The sequence below is a fragment of the Pseudomonas sp. CBC3 genome (assembly GCF_037967085.1).
In the GTDB taxonomy this organism is placed as follows: domain Bacteria; phylum Pseudomonadota; class Gammaproteobacteria; order Pseudomonadales; family Pseudomonadaceae; genus Stutzerimonas.
In genome coordinates, this window is the sequence record NZ_JBANEO010000002.1 from 379451 (window position 1) to 397301 (window position 17851).

22 protein-coding genes and 2 pseudogenes are annotated in these 17851 nt (G+C 59.0%); 11 read left to right on the forward strand and 13 right to left on the reverse strand.

What is annotated here, in order from left to right:
- Positions 1 to 6: 6 nt before the first annotated feature.
- The gene (locus V6943_RS08890; protein WP_181101543.1) at positions 7 to 612 is read right to left on the reverse strand and encodes a hypothetical protein; all 606 of its coding nucleotides are present in this window, start codon (positions 610 to 612) and stop codon (positions 7 to 9) included.
- A gap of 340 nt (positions 613 to 952) precedes the next feature.
- Here V6943_RS08890 and V6943_RS08895 point away from each other — a divergent pair, with 340 nt between their 5' ends.
- Together V6943_RS08895 and V6943_RS08900 are read left to right on the forward strand one after the other, a co-directional pair.
- Positions 953 to 1105, forward strand: a complete 153-nt coding sequence (locus tag V6943_RS08895) for a hypothetical protein (RefSeq protein ID WP_181101542.1) — start codon at positions 953 to 955, stop codon at positions 1103 to 1105.
- Positions 1106 to 1237: 132 nt separating this feature from the next.
- Positions 1238 to 1366 (forward strand): hypothetical protein, encoded by a 129-nt coding sequence (locus V6943_RS08900; RefSeq protein ID WP_256681110.1) that lies wholly within the window; start codon positions 1238 to 1240, stop codon positions 1364 to 1366.
- Positions 1367 to 1442: 76 nt separating this feature from the next.
- Here V6943_RS08900 and V6943_RS08905 read toward each other — a convergent pair whose 3' ends face one another.
- Positions 1443 to 1724 (reverse strand): hypothetical protein, encoded by a 282-nt coding sequence (locus tag V6943_RS08905; protein ID WP_340553258.1) that lies wholly within the window; start codon positions 1722 to 1724, stop codon positions 1443 to 1445.
- Between the two features lie 470 nt (positions 1725 to 2194).
- On the opposite strand from V6943_RS08905, the gene V6943_RS08910 reads away from it, so the two are divergent.
- The 4 genes and pseudogenes from V6943_RS08910 (at position 2195) to V6943_RS08925 (ending at position 4609) form a co-directional block, all read left to right on the forward strand.
- Positions 2195 to 2872: a glutathione S-transferase family protein gene (locus tag V6943_RS08910; protein ID WP_340553259.1), complete on the forward strand. Its 678-nt coding sequence runs from the start codon at positions 2195 to 2197 to the stop codon at positions 2870 to 2872.
- A pseudogene (locus V6943_RS08915) lies at positions 2869 to 3274 on the forward strand (TerC family protein); the annotation flags it as partial. The gene V6943_RS08910 and the pseudogene V6943_RS08915, both read left to right, overlap by 4 nt.
- Before the next feature lie 257 nt (positions 3275 to 3531).
- A pseudogene (locus tag V6943_RS20410) lies at positions 3532 to 3630 on the forward strand (CAP domain-containing protein); the annotation flags it as partial.
- A gap of 85 nt (positions 3631 to 3715) precedes the next feature.
- Positions 3716 to 4609 (forward strand): DMT family transporter, encoded by an 894-nt coding sequence (locus V6943_RS08925; RefSeq protein WP_340553261.1) that lies wholly within the window; start codon positions 3716 to 3718, stop codon positions 4607 to 4609.
- Between the two features lie 67 nt (positions 4610 to 4676).
- Here the strand turns inward: V6943_RS08925 and V6943_RS08930 are convergent, their stop codons facing one another.
- Positions 4677 to 5330, reverse strand: coding sequence for an ion channel (locus V6943_RS08930; RefSeq protein ID WP_131648135.1), 654 nt, complete (start codon positions 5328 to 5330; stop codon positions 4677 to 4679).
- Positions 5331 to 5569: 239 nt separating this feature from the next.
- Positions 5570 to 5962 (reverse strand): MAPEG family protein, encoded by a 393-nt coding sequence (locus tag V6943_RS08935; protein WP_340553262.1) that lies wholly within the window; start codon positions 5960 to 5962, stop codon positions 5570 to 5572.
- A 91-nt stretch (positions 5963 to 6053) separates the two neighbouring features.
- Between V6943_RS08935 and V6943_RS08940 the strand changes: the two genes are divergently transcribed.
- The gene (locus V6943_RS08940) at positions 6054 to 6305 is read left to right on the forward strand and encodes a hypothetical protein (RefSeq protein WP_340553263.1); all 252 of its coding nucleotides are present in this window, start codon (positions 6054 to 6056) and stop codon (positions 6303 to 6305) included.
- A 184-nt stretch (positions 6306 to 6489) separates the two neighbouring features.
- Here V6943_RS08940 and V6943_RS08945 read toward each other — a convergent pair whose 3' ends face one another.
- Positions 6490 to 7551, reverse strand: a complete 1062-nt coding sequence (locus tag V6943_RS08945) for an SDR family oxidoreductase (protein ID WP_340553264.1) — start codon at positions 7549 to 7551, stop codon at positions 6490 to 6492.
- A gap of 87 nt (positions 7552 to 7638) precedes the next feature.
- Between V6943_RS08945 and V6943_RS08950 the strand changes: the two genes are divergently transcribed.
- Positions 7639 to 8064 (forward strand): winged helix-turn-helix transcriptional regulator, encoded by a 426-nt coding sequence (locus V6943_RS08950; RefSeq protein ID WP_340553265.1) that lies wholly within the window; start codon positions 7639 to 7641, stop codon positions 8062 to 8064.
- Between the two features lie 39 nt (positions 8065 to 8103).
- On the opposite strand, the gene V6943_RS08955 is transcribed toward V6943_RS08950, so the two are convergent.
- The gene (locus tag V6943_RS08955; protein WP_340553266.1) at positions 8104 to 9207 is read right to left on the reverse strand and encodes a DUF2855 family protein; all 1104 of its coding nucleotides are present in this window, start codon (positions 9205 to 9207) and stop codon (positions 8104 to 8106) included.
- 73 nt (positions 9208 to 9280) lie between these two features.
- On the opposite strand from V6943_RS08955, the gene V6943_RS08960 reads away from it, so the two are divergent.
- Positions 9281 to 9913, forward strand: a complete 633-nt coding sequence (locus V6943_RS08960; protein WP_340553267.1) for a TetR/AcrR family transcriptional regulator — start codon at positions 9281 to 9283, stop codon at positions 9911 to 9913.
- A 33-nt stretch (positions 9914 to 9946) separates the two neighbouring features.
- Here V6943_RS08960 and V6943_RS08965 read toward each other — a convergent pair whose 3' ends face one another.
- Together V6943_RS08965 and V6943_RS08970 are read right to left on the reverse strand one after the other, a co-directional pair.
- Positions 9947 to 10438, reverse strand: coding sequence for an RNA methyltransferase (locus V6943_RS08965; protein WP_197445391.1), 492 nt, complete (start codon positions 10436 to 10438; stop codon positions 9947 to 9949).
- 283 nt (positions 10439 to 10721) lie between these two features.
- The gene (locus tag V6943_RS08970; protein ID WP_340553268.1) at positions 10722 to 11819 is read right to left on the reverse strand and encodes a hypothetical protein; all 1098 of its coding nucleotides are present in this window, start codon (positions 11817 to 11819) and stop codon (positions 10722 to 10724) included.
- Between the two features lie 203 nt (positions 11820 to 12022).
- On the opposite strand from V6943_RS08970, the gene V6943_RS08975 reads away from it, so the two are divergent.
- Positions 12023 to 12847, forward strand: a complete 825-nt coding sequence (locus V6943_RS08975) for a class I SAM-dependent DNA methyltransferase (RefSeq protein WP_340553269.1) — start codon at positions 12023 to 12025, stop codon at positions 12845 to 12847.
- Here the strand turns inward: V6943_RS08975 and V6943_RS08980 are convergent, their stop codons facing one another.
- From V6943_RS08980 to V6943_RS09000, 5 genes are all read right to left on the reverse strand, one after another.
- Positions 12848 to 13543: a GNAT family N-acetyltransferase gene (locus V6943_RS08980; protein WP_340553270.1), complete on the reverse strand. Its 696-nt coding sequence runs from the start codon at positions 13541 to 13543 to the stop codon at positions 12848 to 12850.
- 147 nt (positions 13544 to 13690) lie between these two features.
- Positions 13691 to 14107, reverse strand: a complete 417-nt coding sequence (locus V6943_RS08985; protein ID WP_340553271.1) for a DUF2141 domain-containing protein — start codon at positions 14105 to 14107, stop codon at positions 13691 to 13693.
- A gap of 203 nt (positions 14108 to 14310) precedes the next feature.
- Positions 14311 to 14700, reverse strand: a complete 390-nt coding sequence (locus V6943_RS08990; protein WP_340553272.1) for a hypothetical protein — start codon at positions 14698 to 14700, stop codon at positions 14311 to 14313.
- A complete protein-coding gene (locus V6943_RS08995; RefSeq protein ID WP_340553687.1) occupies positions 14697 to 16127 on the reverse strand; it encodes a hypothetical protein in 1431 nt (476 codons plus the stop codon). The genes V6943_RS08990 and V6943_RS08995 overlap by 4 nt, the downstream gene beginning before the upstream one ends.
- A complete protein-coding gene (locus V6943_RS09000; RefSeq protein ID WP_340553273.1) occupies positions 16030 to 16767 on the reverse strand; it encodes an FMN-dependent NADH-azoreductase in 738 nt (245 codons plus the stop codon). Before V6943_RS09000 ends, V6943_RS08995 begins: the two co-directional genes overlap by 98 nt.
- Positions 16768 to 16884: 117 nt before the next feature.
- Here V6943_RS09000 and V6943_RS09005 point away from each other — a divergent pair, with 117 nt between their 5' ends.
- Positions 16885 to 17790 carry a LysR substrate-binding domain-containing protein gene (locus tag V6943_RS09005; protein ID WP_340553274.1) on the forward strand — a complete coding sequence of 302 codons (906 nt, stop codon included), beginning with the start codon at positions 16885 to 16887 and terminating at the stop codon, positions 17788 to 17790.
- Positions 17791 to 17851 lie beyond the last annotated feature (61 nt).

A 17851-nucleotide genomic window follows, 5' to 3' on the forward strand; every position in this document is an offset into this window, starting at 1 on the left:
TCCTTGTCAGTGTGCAAGTTGCTGAGTGGCGTCATGCAGCAGCTGTTCGACCAACTCGGTCAGCTGCCGCGAGCCCAGCGATGTATTGAAGTAGTCGTAATCCCAAAGACCGGTGTTCTGATTGCGCGCCAGCGTCTTCTGAGAAAGCGCCACCTGCTGACCGGCGGCGTCGACGACCTTCAGCTCGGCTGCGAGGTCATATTTGTCCACGTAGATGGGGCCGTTGACCCAGATCCATACGGTCAGCGTCAGCAGCGCTCCCGGAAAGTAGCCGGGATGCGGCGTGCGCTTGCCCTTGAGCGAGGTGAAATTGAATTGCAGCTGGACGTCTTGCTCGTCCAGCGTAGCGGGGAAGCTGATCATGCGTTCGAAGTATTCGCCGCGCTCGATGTGCTGGGCAATCTGCGCGGTCAGCGTATTGCTGATGTTTCGGCGCTGGGTTTCGTTCAGCCTTGTGTCGGAAACCTCCACGTCCTTGAGCATCGCGCCGGCAGGCACCGAGTGTTCAAGGACTTGCGCAGGCAGCCCGATAGGTCCGGATGGGGTAAAGGAGACGCAGCCGGTCAGCGCCAGCCCCATCAGCGCAGCGGCCAGGTATTTCAACTTGATCATGAAGCATCCTTGAGATTTGCAGAAAGTGTTGGCTTGCCGTGGATGATCGTCGGCGCTCTCTGTGGAGTGATCCTTTAGCCATCCTTGGGCGCGGCGGAGTTTAGCGTCATATTGCCATCACCCGTGCTGGCTAGTTCTCCGTCTGCGGTACTGGTTCTCATTGTTGGGATCATCGCCGACATACGGTTTAGTGCGGCTGGAGGGGATACGTGGTTCCGAGTACATGGAGAGGACTCGCACATCTATCAGCTCTGTTGGCGCTCGCCGCGAACATTGGCGCAGCTCGCGTACTCCAATGGATGACCACTCTGGTCTTTTTATCGTGATGAGGACCGCTGAAATGATCGATCCAAACGACCCGCTCAAGGATGGCCTGACTCCGCCGGATTTTGATGAATATGGCGACGTGCCCGAGTCGGGAGAAAACACCGAGCCGGAAGCGGGCACTGATCCGAAGGACGAGCCGAATCCCGGCGAAAGCCCGCTCGGCTGAACGTCCGCAACGGAAACCGACGGTCTGTCTAGGCGAGCTGCTGGACAATTCGATACCCACGGCCTAAAAAGGCGCGCGCAGCGAGGCGTGCGCTTCAGGCATGCATGTGATTGATCGAAAGGCAGGTGGATCGTGAAAAAGAAAAAGCCCGTGGACCCCGTCCGGCAGGCAGAAAAGAACCATGCGCACCGGATTGGCTGGGCGATCGCGCTGGCGGGAATCGTGGTGGGCTTCGTGCTGGTAATGATGAAGCAAGCGTGACAGCTTGCGTGGTTTCACGCTGTTGGCCATAACCACTACGCATAGACGTCAGCTGATGGTCAGCGAGGCGCCAGCGTCATGGGCTGGTATGGCGTACCGGCTTCTCGGTCATCATCAATAGCACAGGCAAGGGTTTGGCGGACGCCGAATGCTCTGCTGACCCTTCGATCGTTAACGCATTGCCAGCAATGGCGATGACGGTAGCCAATAGCAACAGCACCCATATTCGCGGCGGCACCAGTTGCGCGCGCATCCGAGCGGTACTCCATCCATGGTCAAATGCCGGGTCCGCTCGCCTGATGGTTTCGCTCGCTTGGGTAACAACTTCATCGTTCGACACGCGCTGTCCGATAGCCATGGTGATTCCTCCGAAACCCTGTCCGGCGAGGCTTCCATTAGGGTCTGTTCCTGTTTCGTCGCTAGCCGCGTTGCTGCGCCAAATCTTGCCAGGCAAGGCGCGGGACGCAGGCTCCGGCGCGGCCGCGTACGAAACGGGAACAGACCCTAAGCATCGGTCCGTCCCTGCAGGTGTGCTGGCGACTGTAGCGGAGTGCCACATTGCCATCAATCAATTCAACGGTTGATGCGGTGGTTGCGCCGGGCGTTTGATGCCAGGGCAACCGCATGTGTTCGAATCGGCATCGATCGTTGTCCTAAGCGCTCGCAACGGTTGGAGCCTTTCGACATTGGCCGGCGCTCGTCGGTCGCCAATAATCCCACTAGAAGTCCCCTGAGTGGTGCTGAACAGCGAGACGACGACTGTCAAACGGCACACTGGTCCCTTCTGGCTGTTTCGGCCATGCACTCGAACGACGAGCCGAGGCGACGATGACTGAACTCACCCTGTACCACTGCGTTAGCGCCCGCTCTTTTCGTGTGTTGTGGGCGCTGGAAGAACTCGGGCTGGATTACCGGCTAGTAACGATGGCGTTTCCGCCTCGTCTGCATGACAAAGCGTTCTTTGATATCAACCCGCTGGGCACGGTCCCTGCGCTTGTTGATGGCAATGGCGTGTTAACCGAGTCGGCGGCTATCTGCGAGTACCTTAGTCAGGTGTATGGCGGTGGTGCGTTGTCGGTAAATAAAGGCGAGGCCGATTATGGTCAGTACCTGAACTGGCTAAGCGCGGCCGATGCGACGCTGACTTTTCCTCAAACACTGATCCTCCGTTACGCCTACTTCGAACCCTCCGAGCGACGGCAACCCCAGGTTGTCGAGGACTACACGCGTTGGTTCCTGGGCCGCTTGCGTGGAGTTGAAAACGCCCTGCAAGCAGGTAATCAATACCTCTGTCAGAACAGATTCAGTAACGCCGACATCGCTATCGGCTACGCGCTGATGTTGGCTGACTTCCTCGGACTAAGGCCGCAGTTTCAACCGCTCACCGAGGCGTTTTGGCAGCGATTGCAGGAGAGGGCTGCCTTCGTCAGTGCGCTGGATGCGGAAAATCGGGATGCACGTTCTCATGGCATCGACCCGCTGCCCACGCCATTGATTCGTTGCTAACGCAGAATCGACTGCTGGTATTCCTGCGCCGGCACATCCGCGTGACCGACGATCTTTACGAGAGGCGTTTTCTGGTGCGCCTGCACGGCGGATTTGGTATTCGCCGTGGACAGCGTGCCGGCCCGTGTTCGCCATTGCCCAGGGTCCGTTTATCGTCTATACCTCGAACATCTTCGCCATTCTCGGGTTGCGCGCGCTCTACTTCGCGCTCGCGGCCCTGATACACCGTTTCGTGTATCTGAAGTACGCACTCGCAATCGTGCTGATCTTCATCGGCGGCAAGATCTTCCTGCCTGGCTTTTTCAAGGTGCCGACGTTGTTGTCGCTCAGCGTGACGCTCCGGTGCTGGCCGGCGGTGTACTGCTGTCGCTGCTCAAGACGCGTGCCAGGTTGGGCAGCTGATAGTGGTTTGATACGCAAGGGTTCGCCTGGACGCTACCCGTTCCAGAATGCGCGAACCATTGCAAACTCAGCCTGGTTCAGGTGCACAGTACAGGCGTCATTGGGCGGTCAGGTCTAGGAGCTTATCCATGCGCATCGAGTCATCGCTTGTACGTCTCGCCTTGTCGGTGCTGGGGCTGGTATGCGCTGGTGCTGCCAGTGCTGCCGAGGAGGCCCGGCTCGTCGAGTCGATCAACCTCTATCGCGCCGAAGTGCGCCTAATGACTACGCGATTCAGCGAGCTGGGGGCAGCCTTTGCGGTCGATCCGCAGCGCGATGGCGGCATCTACTGGACGGCCCTGTTCAGGACGCTTTGATGTGATGGGAAGGAAGCGTCCTTCTGCACCGTCGATGTCTTCATTCCTCGTGATGCGCAGAAGGTCATAGGACAGAAAGCAAGAAATGCACAACGATTCATCCAGGGTGCCTTTGTTCGCGTACTTATGTCTCGGTTTGTCTATGTGCATGGTGGGCAGCAATATCGGCATAGGAAAACTGATCGTCACTGAACTGCCGGTGTTTCTGTTTGCGGCGATGCGCTTCTTGATTGCAAGTATCGTTCTGCTTCCGGGGATGTTCCGCCCATCATTTCGTCAAGGCCTGGACAGGCCTGCGTGGCGGGGTTTATTCCTTCAGTCCTTTTTTGGGTGTTTCCTGTTTAGCTTGTTGATGCTTTATGGCGTCATTTACACCACTGCCACGAGTGCTGGAATCATTACCAGCGCTCTTCCGTCGCTCATTGCGTTATTGGCATGGCTATGGCTTCGCGAGCGCCTCAGCCGTCATGCAATAGTGGCTGTTGTTTTTGCCGCGGTAGGAATAGCCGTGCTGAACCTGCAGGATGCGGGTCTTTCTGGAAAGAGCAATGTGCTGGGCAATTTATTGGTCCTGGGAGCCGTTTTAGCCGAGGCGTTATTTGCAGTCTTCTCGCGGCGCTTATCTCTTACGGTGCATCCCTGGAGCATGGCCTTTGGCGTAAATATCGTAGGCTTCTTCCTGTTCGCTCCTTTGGCTGTTGTGCAAGCTATGAACTTTGCTTGGGCTGCGCCTGGATGGGAACTTTGGGGCTGGGTTGTCTTTTATTCACTTACCGCAAGCGTATTGTCCTTTCTGCTCTGGTATAGAGGCGTTTCACAGGTGCCCGCTAATATTGCAGGCCTGTTCACGGGTTTGATGCCACTCAGCGCGGCGCTGGTTGGTTTTCTTGTTCTGGGAGAATTATTGTCGTTCGGACATCTCGTGGGGATGGGTATGGTGATAATGGCAATACTCTTGGGTGCCAAACGGCCCGGCTAAAACAAAGGGGTATCAATTGAATACCGGTGTGCCAGACGCCATGTCCGCTCTTCGGTTTTCAGAGGCACTAGCGCCGGATCGTCAGCCCGATCAGGCGCGAGACTACCAGCGCGATGTACATCACTCCTGCGAATTGCTCGAGCATCACCAGCGCGCGCGCCATCGGCGTGATCGGCAGAATGTCACCAATGCCGACACCCGATAGGATGGAAAAGCTTAGAAACAGCAACTCCAGCCAGGTGCGCGGTGCTTCGGGATCAAGCAACGCGGTAAAGCTGCCCGGCAGCAACAATTGGCAGACCATGAAACTGTAGGCGAAGGCCCAGGCCAGCAGCGTAAAGGTGGCTCCAACCGCGAACAGCTCATCGGTAGTGGCGCGCTGATCTTCCATCATGTAGGCGATCAGACTGGCCGCTGCATAGAAATAGAAAGCCGCCTCCAGCGCGGCCAGCGTCAGACTCAACTCCGGCCCGCCGCGCACTTCCCCAATGATGGTCAATACCAGAATGCACGCCGCCAGCGTGAAGGCCACCCACTGGATCAGCGGACTGCGCCGCACCATGCGCAACGCCGCCACCAGCACTACGATACCGAACGTCCCCATAATCGCCCGACCGCGCGGCAACTCGTCGAGGAAGGGATACAGCACGATGCCCAGCAACTGGATAAGCAGCAGGCTGGCAGATGGGTAACGAAGCAGAAACGATTGTTGGGCGTTCATCGGGGGCGATCACCGAGAGGGGGTTGAAGCGTACTGTTCCGGTAGCGTGCCTGGCCACTGCCTGGCGCTGTTGTTCATCAAATATGCGAGAGCGTCAGGCGCTTGCGGGCGCCAAGGGCTTGTTCGTGCGCAACGAATTGGCCAGCTGTTTTGAGGGATTATTCCGTAGCGTCGTGCTTGCTGCTGGGGCTCGGTAGCGCGACCAATGCGCCACCGCGGCCAGACAGAGGGCTTACCGCTTACCCGATGAAGAACAGGGCGATGCAGCAGGCGAGTCCCAGCGCCCAGAGCACCGACCTCACGTTAGCCCAATCGGCAAGATAAGCGCCGATATAGCCGACTCTGGCCGCGACGAAGGCAACGGCAAGGCCATCAATCAGCGGCTGTGAGGCTTGCTGGTGCTCGGCCACCAGAACGCCGGCGATGAAGATCGGCAGCGCTTCGAGGCTGTTCAACTGCGCGGCGTTTGCTCGAGCCTGCCATCCCTCCAGACTGGCCAACCATTGACGTGGACTGTGATTGTCGAAGCCACCGTCGCGGCGCGGTTTACCGAGGCCTTTCGACTTGGCGATCCATGCGCAGGCAAGGGGAAGAAGGCAAGCAACAAGGACGCAGGCTTCTGCAATGGTCATGTAGTTACACCTGAATAGGGGGAAGAGTGTGGCTAGGGCCGTTCGGCCGCCTAGGGAGCACGTCGATTCAGGCTAGCTCAGGCGTTGTCAGGTGTGGATTCCTTTAGCAGCAAGTGCGATCCACGTAAGTTTTATTACCGTTTCGGTTTATGTAGAAGCAGCCACCCCGTGGTCCCTGCTGCAAGTTCGCTCCGCTTGGGCCGCACGAGGCGGCTTCGGCGACTTGGCTGGTGCCGGAAGGCGCAAGAGCAAAAAGAGCCAGCGCAAGAGCTGCGCCGGTTATGAAGGGTATCGCGCGGATCCTTGGTTTCATCTCGCCATCCTTTTTGTGATGGCTGTGTGATATCACTTAAACGCGACAAAGTGAATTCCAGTTTCCGTACCGCGAGCATCGCCGTACTGCCCGATGCGTCTATTCCGGCTGGCCGGTTCCTTTGAATTAAGGAAGGCCGGCCTACTGAGGAAAGCCACAAGGGCTCGCCTCCGTGATCCGGCTCGCCTGGGAAGGCTTCCTTTGACGCCTTCACTCAGGGGATGAGTCTGCTCGCACGCAGGTCGGCGAAGACCTTGAAGAAGGCCTCGTCACTCGCCTGGTAATCGAGGAACCCGAGTTTGCGGCTTTTCGACATGTCGGTTACGACCTCGATCGGACGACCGAGGTCCGCATCGGTGTGCCACGGCGAAATGAGCTTGCCGATAACCGGCTCGGCGAGGTTGAACTGTTTCGCCATGTCTGCCCAGGTCTCGGCGTCGTTCGCCATCTGCTGTTCCAGCGGTGCGGGTTGGCCGTCGAAGGGCGCCGCTTCGATGTTGAACCACTCGGCGATGCGCGACCACATCCACTTCCAGCGGAACACATCGCCGTTGACGATGTTGAGGGCTTGGTTGGCCGCCGCAGGCGTTGTCGAGGCCCAGCGCAGATGCCTGGCAAGCTGACCCGCGTCGGTCATGTCGGTCAGGCTGTTCCACTGCACTTCCGAGCCCGGAAAGCGGAAAGGTCGGCCGGTAAAACGGCAGATGGAAGCATGGACAGCCAGCGTGGTCGCCATGTTCATCGCGTTGCCGACGGCAATACCGGTCACGGTGTGGGGCCGGTGAACGCTCCAGTTGAAACCGTCGCGGGCTACCGCGGCGAACACCTCGTCTTCCTGTGCGTAGTAGAAGTTCTCTACGTCCAGCCGTCCCTGTTCTTCACGGAAGGGTGTTTGTGGCAGCGAGCCCTTGCCGTAGGCTTCGAACGGACCCAGGTAATGCTTGAGGCCCGTCACCAGTGCGACATGGCGAACCGAGCCAGCCGGACGCAAGGCTTCGAGTAGATTACGCACCATCTGCGCGTTGACGCGGATATTCTCCGCTTCGCTGACCTGGCGCGCCCAGGTCGTCAGGAACACGTGCGTGGGTGCAAGACCGCTCAGCGCCGAGCCTAGCGACGATGTATCCAGCAGGTCCGCGCTTATCGGCGTGATACCCACCTCGGCGTTGGGGCGGCGCGCCAGCCCGGCGACCGCCCAGCCTTCTTTGGCCAGTAGGCGCGAAACCGCCGAGCCAACGATTCCACTCGCTCCGACCACCAGCGCTTGATTTGTCATGTTCAGACCCTCACACAATGAAACAGGCCTGCACCTTAACCACTCGAAAATGCCGATCCAAGTCGGCACCAAATGGTAACCATCCCCATGAACACGGGCTCTGACGAAGAACAATGGCGTGAAGACTGCGCCCCGCGGCGCGTGCTGGAAATCTTCTCGACCAAATGGACCAGCATGATTCTGCATACCCTTCATGCGCGGCATGACGGCATTGCCCGCAGCGGGGCGCTGCATCGGAGCCTGCCGGGTGTTTCGAAAAAGATGCTGATTCAGACGCTGCGGGAGCTGGAGGAAAGCGGGTTGATCAAGCGGCACACCCTCGATTCGGTGCCTCCCGCGGTGAGTTATGCGCTGTCGCCGCTGGGCAAACTCATGGTTCAGCCAATCGAGTTGATCTACGAGTGGGCCAGGCAAAACTCCGCGGCGCTGGATCAGCTGCAGCCGCGGCGAACCTCGCGCAGGCGTGGGAGCGAGCAAGCCGTGAGCGGCGAGCTGACACCGCCACGGCTGTAAGCATTCATTCTTCGCTGCATGTGAAACCCGAAGACGGGCTCAGTCGAGTGCCACCGCGTGCCCCGCGAGCGGGTTGATGTGGCCTTTGATCAGCGACTCGGCCAGCGCTTGAGCGGCTTCCAGGCCGGCATGCTCGTTCACCTGCATCCATGGCTGCTGCGCATCACTCACCCGAGCGATAAAGGCCAGCTGCGCCTCGTTGAAACGGCGGGTGACCTCAGCAGCGCCCCAATCAGCGTTGCGTTTCTTGATCTGGTAGGGCGCGAAATAAGGCTGTGGCTGCGGGCCGGCCAGCGTCTGGTCAAGCTCGGCATAGTCCTGGTTCTGCGCCGATCCGGCATAGCAGTCATGCACCAAGGTGCCTTTGAAATGTGCATGGATCTGATGGCGAAGCCCGGTGCTGCCGGAGAAGTCCACGTAGAGCGTTGGCACGCTTGGGTCCAGCGAGCCGAGCTGGTCGTAGCCCAGCGTCTGGCGATAGCAGCCCAGTCCTTGCACGAAGTCGGAATTGGTGGGGGAGGTCAGTCCAACCAGCCTCACCGTTGGGTTGTCCTGCAGGCAGAACGCCGTGCCGTACGCCGTCTTGCTCGATGCGCTGGATATCACGATCTGCCGCGCGCCGAAGAAGCCGTTGTCCTCCAAGAAATCGGCCAGCATGAACGAGGTGATGAACAGCGGCCGCAACAGCATCTGGTAATTCTCGCTCTCGGCACGGTAGGCGGCATCGGTGCTGATGCGCTGGTACTGGTTATAGGCCGAGGTCAGCGCAAGGCGATGTTCGGCGCCGTCGTAGAAGCCGCGTTCCGAGACCCGCACCGGCTGCATGACGAGGTGGCTGGCGATCGGCCAGAAGCCATAGAAGCGTTCGCCCTTGGCCAGCCCCTCGACCGTACTTTCGACGACCTCGGCAAACCCCCACGCGGGCATGTGGAACCACTCGGCATCGCTGGTCGGGAAAAAGTCCCAGTAGCGCAGGTGCGGGGTTTCGCCGAAGGCCGCGTAGGTGACATTGTTCGTGGTCAGCGCCAGTCGGCTAATTCGCATTAAGGCCTCGCCGGCCTTCAGTTCCGGCATCGGCTGGGTCTGAATGCGGGTTTGCTCCATGCTTCGCTTGTTGTTTTGCAGCTGGTGGATGACGCTCATCGATGGCACCTTGGGGACATATTGAGATGGCATCGACTGTAGCCCTTTCGTTTTACCGCCGGGTTCGGATTTCATGAGCACACGATTGCCGAGCGCCAAGCCGCTCAAACGGCCTATCCAGGCGCGCGCCAAGTTCACGGTTCAGGCGATTTATGACAGCTATGTTCGGATCTGGCAGCGCGATGGCTGGTCTCGACTGACGACCCGTGCCGTTGCGCTTGAAGCCGGCGTTGCGATCGGCACCCTGTACGACTACTTCCCCAGCAAGCAGGCGCTGCACTCGGGCTACGTGCGGTATTGCATTGAGCAGTTGCTCGGGGCGATCGACGAGCATGCAGTGAAGCCCACTGCGATCGGCTGGCCGGTGCGAATTCAGCGGTTGGTGCGATTGCTCGTCGGCGTCGAACCGCATCTGCCCTGGTTTCATCCGGACATGCTAGAACTTGAAGCGCTGGTTGCAGAGCCCAAACACCAGCGTCGGGTTTATGAAGACTTACTGAGCGCCTGGCATCGCGTCATCGACGCGGCGACCGATCTGCCTGTACGCCCGGATGCCGCGACCCTGGAGGCGCTTCATCTGTCGGTCTGGGGTGGGCGCCGCTACGCCATGCTGGTGCAGCTCGAGCCGGAGCGTATCGACGAATGGGCCGGCTGCATGGAGCAGCTGTGCCTGCGCACGCTTGCGGGACCGAACGGGCAGGCCTGAACGCAGCCGGCTATCGCCGGAATGTTCGGCGAGCTAAGTGGTTTGTTGGGGTTGGCGTCCGAACTCGGGGCCGGAGCGGGTGTTGTTGCCTTTCGCCAGCCGGTCGTAAAGCACCACGTTAACGGTCGCTGCGAGGTTCATGCAGCCATTGGTGGGGATGTAGACGACGTCCTCGCACCAGTCGCGGATCTCCTTGCTGAGCGAGCCGTCCTCGGCGCCGAAGATGTACAGGGCGCGATCAGGGTGAGTGTACTCAGGCAGGGAACGCGCGCCCTCGACCAGCTCCACCGCCACCGGCACGCAACCGAGCGGCAGAATCTTGCGCAGGTCGTCGATGTTTATCAGCGGAATGTCCTGGTGAACCTTCTTGGTGTCGGTAATGAAATCCTTGGCGCGGTCATAGCGGGTGCCGGTGTAGAACACCGAGGCGGCGCCATAGCAGCCCGCCGCGCGCATGATCGCTCCCACATTCGACGGCGATTTCGGGTTGCTCAGGCCGATGCAGGCATATCGTTTGTTGCTCACAGTGTGCTGCTCACGGAAGACTCGCGGGAAGCGGCGAGTATACGGACATGTCTCGTTCGCGGCTCGGGCCAGGCACGAATTGATGTAGCGATGTCGCTCCTTGCAGACGCGAACAGGAGCCGTTGCGGTCAACGCTGCATGGGCAGGGAGGCTCACGCAGCCGTGGAGGACGCAGCTGCCTTTGCATGCGCGTCACAGGCGCTTCGTAACGAAAGCGCCCGATGCGGTGCATCGGGCGCTTTACGTTCCGGCAGAATAAGGCCGTTCGGGCTACAAAGGCCTACTAACGCTGGGTGACAGTCGCGCTGTTGTTCATCCCGTTCTGCATGATTGCCGCAGTGTCCATACCGCTGCCAAGGCTGTCTATTCCTTGGGTCAAGCGCGCGTAATTGCCGGTGCCGGTCTGATCGATGATGCCTACGTCTCCTGAAGCCCCATCTTTCATCTGAAACGCTTCAATCACGTTATCCGAGCCACTTTGAGCCAGGTCAAGTGAGTTGCCGTCACCCGTCTGGACGAAGAAGACTTCGTTGTAGTCTCCCTTGGAAATACCGGTAACGCTGCCGTTGCGGACGCCTTGACGCGCGATCAGCTCGTTACCCGTACCAATTTGGGTGAAATCCAATAGACCCTCAGCCGTGCCTGTATAGACGTCAGCCTTGTTACTTGCTCCAGTCTGAGTCAGATACAGATCGCTACTTGAGTCATAACTTCCCTCCGATTGGCTAACGCTCGCCTCGTTGTACTCCCCTGTCTGACTGATGACGGCATTCGCCCGCGAATACGCGCCTTGTTGAAGATCTACTTCGTTTGCCAGGCCGGTTTGATTGATCTGGGCTGTTACATGGCCGGACTGGCGAACATTAGCCAGGTTGCGAGTCCCTTCCTGTGTGGCGTCGAGACTGTTCAGAATGTAGGTCTGCTCCAGCCGGAGCACGTTTTGCTGGCCATGCTGGTTGATCCTGCCATCGTTGTAATCGCCGTCGTTCTGTACAACATATGCCTCGTTATCGGCCCCGTATTGGTAGACGTACGCCGTTACCCCACCTTCAGACCGCTGAGCGATGCTTTGCAGGTTGCCTTCGCCCTCCTGGTGAGACCGAACCCATGTCCCAAATCCTTCCTGGGTGGCCGTCAACTGGTTCGCAACGCCTTGCTGTGTCGCTTCGACCGACACGTTGGTGCCGGCTTGAGAGACGGTTGCTTCGTTTGAATCGCCGTTCTGAGTCAGTTCCGTCCAGAGATAGGTGCCGCCTAATTGAGTGACCTCTGCGGTGTTGTTGTTTCCGTTTTGCTCAATGGAAGCCGTTTGATCAACAGCCTGAGCCTGCCCAGCTAAGACAAGGGACACGGCAGCAGCGAGAAGGGAGCGCATGAACATTTTCAGAATCCTTTGAGTCGTGGGAAGTCGGATTCTTGAGGATTGACCAGAGAAGGAAATAGGCTGAACGGCTGGTTATTTAAGGGCGTATTAACCGATTGTCGGAATTCGGGCTGTTTTTCCGCCCGCGATGAAGGGCGATTTCCATACAGCCCGGATATGATGCGCGCCCCTCAACGTTCCAGCTCAAACTCAGGGCCACCATGCTCGCCATTTATACCGACCTGTCGGGTTACTACGATCTGATGTGTGCCGATATCGACTATCGGGCGCAAAGCCACTGTATCCAACGGCTCCAGCAGTTGTTCGGTAATGCGAGAAAGAGGCATCTGGACTTGGCCTGCGGAACCGGGCCGCATGTGCGCCATTTCATCGATGCGGGCTATGAAAGCAGCGGGCTAGATATCAACCAGCCCATGTTGGACAGAGCGTCTATTCGCTGCCCGGAAGCACAGTTCTCCTTACAGGACATGTGTGGCTTCACGGTGGCAAGGCCGGTCGACCTGATTACCTGTTTTCTGTATTCCATCCACTACAGCGCAGGAATCGAGCGGTTGAAAGCCTGTATAGCCAGCGTGCATGCCGCACTGGCCGACGATGGGCTCTTCTGCTTCAACGCCGTCGACAAGCACACCATCGACAATGATTCATTCGTATCGCACACCGCTAGTCACCCAGACGGCGTGTTCAACTTCAGTTCCGGTTGGTACTACTCCGGCGCTGGCGAGCAGCAGTCGCTAAAGCTACACATTGAAAAAATGATCGCCGATGAAAGCCAGGTATGGTTCGACGAACACCGCATGGTGGCCGTGAGTTTTGGGGAATTGATCGAGCTGTTAAAGCCGTACTTCGATGTTCATGTGCTAGAGCACGATTACGAAAAGATCGTTCCTTGGAACGGGACTTCAGGGAACGCGATTTTTGCTTGTGTGAAGATTCAACCTGCAGGCGCTAAGTCAGCGGCGCAAAGCTCAGTCGACGCCGCGGCACTGATGCAGGGAGAAACGGTGACGCCGCGCCTCAGATGATCAATGCAAGCGCTTAGCTGGAGAGTATGTCTGGACTAAATGCTGTGCCTGTTCGGCCATCTGATCAAGCAGGCGGTCGCGCTCGCTCTCCGCGTCGCTCATGGCTTTTTCACCGTGTTGTTTCACGAGATAGCTGTGAATTTGCCGCACTTCTTTTGACTGGAAGATCGGCTCCAGATCCTGCACCGCCAACATGCCGTTTGACGGCTGGCTCCGAGTGTTCATCACTACTTGCGGGCCGCGAGCCACCAACGGCATAAAGCCCAGCGCTTCAAAGTACGGCACCTTGCCAGCAACGCATGCCACCTCCGCATGCGGATAACGCGCCTCCATCGCGTCGATCATGGCGCGGCCAATGCCTTGTCGACGATGGCTGGCCTGCACCGCCAGATACAGCAGCGAGCACGCTACGGAGTCATCCACATACGGTAGGTACAACGCGAAGCCGAGCAGGCTTACCGGGTCATCGGCATCCAGCGCCAAGATCAGTTCGGGCTTGCCCGGCTGCGCACCGTCCATACTGTCTACATAGCGATGCACCTCGAAACCCACCACATATTGATACAGCTGATACAGCGGGTTGCTGGGTGTAAGCGATACCGGACTGATGTCGGCGAGGTAGTCCACCACCATTTGCAGCACCTGGCTTTTCATCGATTCCGGCGGCGGGGTGTTCAGGTGAGTGAGGGTGAACATGGGGGGAAGCTCCGGAACGGCTAATGAAGGCGCGCATTGTAACGGGCGACGTACTACGAGCGAGGTGAGGCCGACCAGACTGGCATCGGTCATCGGTGGCTGCATGAGGATAAGCCCGCTGTCTGCTAAGTGGAGACAGCCTAACCGCTAGTAACGCATCTCCAGGGTGACCTTGGCGGGCTCGTCAACGGTCACTTCGAACACGCTGTCTTCGAAAGACGGCGGGCCCATCACCTTGGGATTGTTGGACAGCCCGTAGCCCTCGCTGGGGAACATGCCGAAGCGTCGATCCAGCTCACCGTTGTCGTTCTCGTCATGGTAGGCCAGCACTGCGTAGCGCCCGGGTGGCACATCGTTGAATACCAGCGTCACGACTCCCACCTCAGCCTTGACCTTTCGCGCGGCGAAGGCGTGGTTTTCCTTCAGGAAGTTTTTCGGGTCGGCGTATACCGCCACGGCCACCTGACCCTTGTCGTGCTCAAGCCCATTAAGTATGACGCTTAGCTCTTGGGCGTGCGCTAAGGGCGCTAGCAGGGCGAGGGCCAAAGTTGGAAGGGCTTTCATTCTGAACTCCTAAAATTGAGCGTGGCGAAGTCGCTCAGGGGCTGCGTTGATCGGCCAGTGGCGTGGAGGTCGATCCTCGCATATTCGAGTAATTAGCGAAGCGCTGTCCATGCAGTCATTCCGTGCTCTTTCCACGCGTCATTTCTAGAGTTATCTCGCGTACTTGAAAGAAGCATGTGTAACAAGCCGCCGGACTGATGCGTTCAGTTTCCCGTGAGTTTTAGCAGGCCAACCGCCAGGCACAGCCACGCCATGCCGACAAAGCAAAGCCACCAGGCGATAAGCATTCGGCGCTTGATGAAGTGAGGCAGGTTTCGTACTTCATTCTCATCAAGCTCTCCGCGTTTAATGTGGCCTTTCGGCAACAGGGCCACCGCTGCCAAACTGCTGGTCAGAATAAATCGCGAGTAAAGCCCGCTATTGCCCCATAGCATTTTCTGTCTTTGAACGTATTCACTGTTCGGAAACGTGTCGAGGATCATGTCCAGATTTCGGTATGCCATGACAAGAATCATGGCCATGCCCAAAGAGCCGATTACGAAGGGGGCCAGCATAAAAAAGAATGCCCACCAAGAGTTCCAGAACTCAGTCATGGCTTGGTCTGCTCGTACATGAATTCCCCCATCCACTCGCCACCTGCGGCGCCCCCAGCCCCACCCGCCACCGAAGCTCCTCCAACCACTACCAGCCCGCAAACAACGCCGCCGAGGCCGCCTGAGGCTACTCCGAGTGCAACGCAAATAGATCCCGCTACGGGACTAGTTAGAGCCATGGCGAGCGCCCCACCACCCAGCGCTCCAGCAAACCCTCCCGTCTCGGTAAAACGAACCTTCTGACACGCCTGGGTTTCGCCTGCTTGGCACACCTCTTGGACTTTCAAAGCGGAGGCCGTACCGCCCAAGGCAATACCAACATAGGTGCCGTTCGTAAGGTACTTCGCCGCCTTCGCGATTTTATCCATATGCGTCGCGTAGCCGGGAATCTGGCCCGGTGCGCCGCCTTTGCTCCAGTGGTGCACCAGACTGCGGGTGGAAATGCCGAGGTCTTGGCGCAGCGTAGGATAGCTGCCCAGGCCCAACTGCTTGCCGAGGAAGGTTGCTTTCAACTGGTTGTCGAGTTGGCGGTACAGCTGTTGGCGCGAAGCGAAGAACTGCGGACTTTGCAGGTGGCCATGCGTGGCGAACTCGCGCTGGTGCAGGAATTCGATATCGCGCAGCGTGCCGTCGATCTGCTTCAAACCCTTGCTTAGCATGTCGGTGCCAAGCCCTAGCGACTGGCTGGCGCCACCGACCATCAAGGCGATTTCGGCCTGATGCTTCGCCATGAAATCCGCCTCGCTCTCGCTCAGCGGCTCTAAAGCCGTACGAACCTTGGCGGCAGCCGCCATCAGGTCGGCTTCTTCGCGCAGGCAAGCGGTCGGGTTGATCAGGTTACCCAAGACGAACATTTCGCCGGCCTTGAAGCCTTTTGCGAAGGTGGGGTTTAGCGCCTTGATGCGGCTGACCAGGTGATTGTGGGGCGCATCGGCAAACAACTTGGCGAGCACCTGCTCGCCGGACATGCTGCGCGGCACGATGTAGAAACCCGGCGGCTGGGGCTCGGGGAGCCTGAGCATGTCGGGCGGCGGCCAATCCGACAGCTCAGGAGTGCTTTCGACATTCTCTTCCCAGGCAGCAAAGGAGGCGCCGCCGTTAACTGGCTTGGTCTTCGGCAACTCGGCCTGACGGCCCCAGCCACGATCAGGCATCCAACTGAAGTCGCGGCTGCCGGTGCTGTCCGCCTTCCAGCCGGTGTCCAAGTCCCAGCCCTGATCGAGCGGGTAGGCCGCGTCTTTAAGGGTGTCCGTTCCCATGCAAATCTCCTTGTATTGCTGAATCGGGCCGCAGTCTATCTGTTCATGGCGGCGGCCGATCAGCGCTTGTTCACGAAGCTTGTGCCGGAGCAGCACGAGGGACGTGTTCGGTGACGAGGGGCTTGGGATTGGCATCAAGCGCTGCCTGAAGCTCAGCCACCAAGACATCAACCTGACGTAGCGCCTGAGCCACCGAGGCCGCCAGAACATCGCCCCCCGTTTCCTGACCTTCAATCGCGATCTGATGAATGCGAGTAATCCCGATGAAGTTAAGCGCGGTTACCAGGTTCGGCTCCAAGTGATTCATGTGAGCCATTTCCCCGCCGGGACCGAAGCCTATGCCGCCCCTGGCGGTGAGAATGACCGCATGCCGTGGCCGGTCTCCCAGCAATGGGACGTAAGGGTCGGGATGTTTGGTTTCGTCGATCCCAACCGTCCGTCCCAGGCGTACCACTTGGTCGATCCAGGCCTTGAGCGCCGCGGGCATGCCGAAGTTGTAAAGCGGCGTCCCGATGACCAGCACATCGGCTGCCACCAACTCATCGACCAGTAGGTCGCTTTCTGCCAGTGCGTCTTTCATCCAAGCCTCCTGACGATCTTCTGGCGTGAAGGCTGAAGCGATCCAGTCATGGTCGATGAAAGAGGGTGGGTTCTGGCCTATATCCCGATAGTTGATGCTGTCTTGCGCGCGGCGGGACTGCCATTGACTGATAAAGCGGTGGGTGAGGTTGCGGCTGTGGGAGCCGTGGTTGTCTTTACCGGCGAGGCCGGGGCGGGCGCTGGCATCAAGGTGCAGAAGGCGCGTCATGGTGGGTCTCCTCTGTGACTGAATTCATCTGTCATTCGCGGTAGACCCAGACTAGGTCTAGGCTCTACGGGCGACAAACGACCATTTCTTTAGGCTACAGATGAGGAAAACTCAGCCATGGCGCACCGAAGATTGCCTTCGCTTTCCGCCCTGCGAGCCTTCGAAGCGTCCGCCCGCCATGAGAGCGCCAAGCAGGCCGCAGAAGAGTTGTCCGTCACCGCCACGGCCATCAGCCACCAGATTCGCTCGCTGGAAGAATCGCTCGGCGTGGCATTGTTTGTGCGAAAGCCGCGCAAGCTGGAACTCACCGCTCAAGGGCACGAGCTGCACCAGGTGCTGGAAACCGCGTTCGACTCCATCGCCACGACCGTCGACCGCCTCAGCGCGGGGCCCTGTCGGCAGGCGATCACCCTCAGCACCACACCGGCCATAGCCGTGCGCTGGCTGGTGCCCTGGGTCTGCATGCTGCGCGATTCCCATCCCGATATCGACCTGCGCTTCCACACCTCGCACGAGCCGGTGGCGCTGGATGGCGTTACTGCCGATATCGCCATCCGCTACGGCGACGGCCGCTGGCCTGGGCTGGTGGCGGAGAAGCTGTTCGATAACACGTTCGTTCCCGCCTGCAGCCCGCTGCTAGGCTTGCATGATGTGGCCGAGCTGCCCAAGCACTCGTTGATCCACTTCCAAGCCCAGCGCGCCTTATCCGCCCCGATTCACTGGGCGTCATGGCAGAAAATGGCCAACGTGCCGGGGCTGGACGTCAGCGCCGGGCTGGTCTTCTCCGACGAGACCCATGCCATTTCAGCCGCCGTTGGCGGGCAGGGCGTGGCGTTGATGAGTCGTCAGTTGATCGAGGACGAATTGAGGGAAGGGCGGCTGGTTCAGCCGTTTGGGCCGGTGATGGAGGGGAAGCCATTTCACCTCGTGTATCCGGAGAGCCGTCGGGATGATCCGACGGTTCAGGCGGTGAGGGATTGGGTGATGGCGGTGCCGGGTGGGTTGTGTGAGGTGCCGGGCTGATGCGTTGATAAACGTGAGCCAGTAGTCGTGCTTTATGGGAGTTTCGAACACCGGTTTGATG

Bases quoted from the DNA above. Each gene is read 5' to 3' on its own strand.
- V6943_RS08890 (WP_181101543.1), bottom strand. From the start codon at position 612: ATGATCAAGTTGAAATACCTGGCCGCTGCGCTGATGGGGCTGGCGCTG.
- V6943_RS08895 (WP_181101542.1), top strand. From the start codon at position 953: ATGATCGATCCAAACGACCCGCTCAAGGATGGCCTGACTCCGCCGGAT.
- V6943_RS08905 (WP_340553258.1), bottom strand. From the start codon at position 1,724: ATGGCTATCGGACAGCGCGTGTCGAACGATGAAGTTGTTACCCAAGCG.
- V6943_RS08910 (WP_340553259.1), top strand. From the start codon at position 2,195: ATGACTGAACTCACCCTGTACCACTGCGTTAGCGCCCGCTCTTTTCGT.
- V6943_RS08925 (WP_340553261.1), top strand. From the start codon at position 3,716: ATGCACAACGATTCATCCAGGGTGCCTTTGTTCGCGTACTTATGTCTC.
- V6943_RS08930 (WP_131648135.1), bottom strand. From the start codon at position 5,330: ATGAACGCCCAACAATCGTTTCTGCTTCGTTACCCATCTGCCAGCCTG.
- V6943_RS08935 (WP_340553262.1), bottom strand. From the start codon at position 5,962: ATGACCATTGCAGAAGCCTGCGTCCTTGTTGCTTGCCTTCTTCCCCTT.
- V6943_RS08945 (WP_340553264.1), bottom strand. From the start codon at position 7,551: ATGACAAATCAAGCGCTGGTGGTCGGAGCGAGTGGAATCGTTGGCTCG.
- V6943_RS08950 (WP_340553265.1), top strand. From the start codon at position 7,639: ATGAACACGGGCTCTGACGAAGAACAATGGCGTGAAGACTGCGCCCCG.
- V6943_RS08955 (WP_340553266.1), bottom strand. From the start codon at position 9,207: ATGAGCGTCATCCACCAGCTGCAAAACAACAAGCGAAGCATGGAGCAA.
- V6943_RS08960 (WP_340553267.1), top strand. From the start codon at position 9,281: ATGAGCACACGATTGCCGAGCGCCAAGCCGCTCAAACGGCCTATCCAG.
- V6943_RS08970 (WP_340553268.1), bottom strand. From the start codon at position 11,819: ATGTTCATGCGCTCCCTTCTCGCTGCTGCCGTGTCCCTTGTCTTAGCT.
- V6943_RS08975 (WP_340553269.1), top strand. From the start codon at position 12,023: ATGCTCGCCATTTATACCGACCTGTCGGGTTACTACGATCTGATGTGT.
- V6943_RS08980 (WP_340553270.1), bottom strand. From the start codon at position 13,543: ATGTTCACCCTCACTCACCTGAACACCCCGCCGCCGGAATCGATGAAA.
- V6943_RS08985 (WP_340553271.1), bottom strand. From the start codon at position 14,107: ATGAAAGCCCTTCCAACTTTGGCCCTCGCCCTGCTAGCGCCCTTAGCG.
- V6943_RS08990 (WP_340553272.1), bottom strand. From the start codon at position 14,700: ATGACTGAGTTCTGGAACTCTTGGTGGGCATTCTTTTTTATGCTGGCC.
- V6943_RS08995 (WP_340553687.1), bottom strand. From the start codon at position 16,127: ATGTCTTGGTGGCTGAGCTTCAGGCAGCGCTTGATGCCAATCCCAAGC.
- V6943_RS09000 (WP_340553273.1), bottom strand. From the start codon at position 16,767: ATGACGCGCCTTCTGCACCTTGATGCCAGCGCCCGCCCCGGCCTCGCC.
- V6943_RS09005 (WP_340553274.1), top strand. From the start codon at position 16,885: ATGGCGCACCGAAGATTGCCTTCGCTTTCCGCCCTGCGAGCCTTCGAA.